Origin of the sequence: uncultured Streptococcus sp. (assembly GCF_938036805.1) — a bacterium.
GTDB lineage: Bacteria > Bacillota > Bacilli > Lactobacillales > Streptococcaceae > Streptococcus.
In genome coordinates, this window is sequence record NZ_CALHWC010000222.1 from 1 (window position 1) to 1,895 (window position 1,895).

Genomic DNA, 1,895 nt, shown 5'->3' on the forward strand with positions numbered 1-1,895 from the left:
GAGGTATCTTAGCTATGAAGCTTTTAGTTGTTGGTTCAGGCGGTCGTGAGCATGCGATTGCCAAGAAGTTGTTGGAGTCTAAGGTTGTGGAGCAGGTGTTTGTCGCACCTGGAAATGATGGCATGACCTTGGATGGGTTGGATTTAGTAAATATTGGAATTTCCGAACATTCTAAGTTGATTGAATTTGCAAAGGCCAACGATATCGCTTGGACCTTCATTGGCCCAGATGATGCCCTGGCAGCTGGAATTGTAGATGATTTTAACCAAGCTGGGCTCAAGGCTTTTGGTCCGACCAAGGCTGCGGCTGAGCTGGAGTGGTCCAAGGATTTTGCCAAGGAAATCATGATCAAATACGGCGTTCCGACAGCAGCCTATGGCACATTTTCCGACTTTGAGGAAGCCAAGGCCTATATCGAAAAGCAGGGTGCACCTATCGTAGTCAAGGCAGACGGTTTGGCTCTTGGAAAAGGTGTCGTTGTTGCAGAGACGGTTGAGCAAGCAGTAGAAGCTGCTCACGACATGCTTTTGGACAATAAATTCGGTGACTCAGGTGCGCGTGTGGTCATTGAGGAATTCCTCGACGGTGAGGAGTTCTCTCTCTTTGCCTTTGTCAATGGCGACAAGTTCTACATCATGCCAACAGCTCAGGACCACAAACGTGCCTACGACGGGGACAAGGGTCCTAACACGGGCGGTATGGGTGCCTATGCGCCAGTTCCTCACTTGCCAAAGAGCGTGGTTGCCACAGCGGTTGACACCATTGTCAAGCCAGTCCTCGAAGGGATGATTAAAGAAGGTCGCCCTTATCTGGGTGTCCTTTACGCAGGTCTTATCTTGACAGCAGACGGACCGAAAGTCATCGAGTTCAACGCTCGCTTCGGAGATCCTGAAACGCAAATTATCTTGCCTCGTTTGACATCTGACTTTGCACAAAATATCACGGATATCCTTGATGGCAAGGAGCCAAATATCACGTGGACGGATAAGGGTGTGACTCTGGGTGTGGTTGTCGCATCAAACGGCTATCCGCTGGATTATGCAAAGGGCGTTGAGTTGCCAGCTAAGACAGAAGGCGACATCATCACCTACTATGCCGGGGCTAAGTTTGCGGAAAATAGCAGAGCACTGCTGTCAAATGGCGGACGTGTCTATATGCTCGTCACCACAGCAGATACCGTCAAAGAAGCCCAAAACACTATCTACCAAGAACTTGCCCAACAAAAAACAGAAGATCTCTTTTACCGAACCGATATCGGAAGCAAGGCTATTCGATAAAGGTATAAGAAAAAGCGACGAAGTCGCCAAGTACGATAATGGTCGCCGTGGTGAAAAGACCAGAACAGTCTATGTTCTGGTCTAGGGAAAATTTGAGACTTCGGGCTCAAATTTTAGGAATGAAACAGAAGGTTTGCTTCCGACCCACCACCTAAGACCATTATCAAAAAGAAAAAGGATATTAACAATGAAACCAATTATTTCCATCATCATGGGCTCTAAATCCGACTGGGCAACCATGCAAAAAACAGCAGAAGTCCTAGACCGCTTTTGTGTAGCCTACGAAAAGAAAGTTGTTTCTGCCCACCGTACACCAGACCTCATGTTTAGACATGCGGAGGAAGCCCGTAGCCGTGGTATCAAGGTCATCATCGCAGGTGCTGGTGGCGCAGCCCATTTACCAGGCATGGTAGCAGCCAAAACTACCCTTCCTGTCATTGGTGTACCAGTCAAATCACGTGCTCTTAGTGGCGTGGACTCGCTCTACTCTATCGTGCAGATGCCAGGCGGTGTACCTGTGGCAACTATGGCTATCGGTGAAGCAGGCGCGACCAATGCGGCTCTCTTTGCCCTCCGTCTCCTGTCAGTAGAGGATCAGGCTATCGCGACAGCTTTGGC

The 1,895-nt window shown here is 49.1% G+C and carries 2 protein-coding genes; both read left to right on the top strand.

What is annotated here, in order from left to right; genetic code table 11:
* The first annotated feature begins 14 nt into the window (after window positions 1-14).
* Window positions 15-1,277 (top strand): phosphoribosylamine--glycine ligase, encoded by a 1,263-nt coding sequence (gene purD, locus Q0191_RS09650; protein ID WP_297666018.1) that lies wholly within the window; start codon window positions 15-17, stop codon window positions 1,275-1,277.
* A 187-nt stretch (window positions 1,278-1,464) separates the two neighbouring features.
* Window positions 1,465-1,895 (top strand): 5-(carboxyamino)imidazole ribonucleotide mutase (gene purE, locus Q0191_RS09655; RefSeq protein WP_297666016.1); only part of this gene is annotated, 431 nt, incomplete at its 3' end.

What these genes read in the sequence shown, in the direction of transcription:
- purD (WP_297666018.1), top strand. Translation starts at nt 15, where the DNA reads ATGAAGCTTTTAGTTGTTGGTTCAGGCGGTCGTGAGCATGCGATTGCC.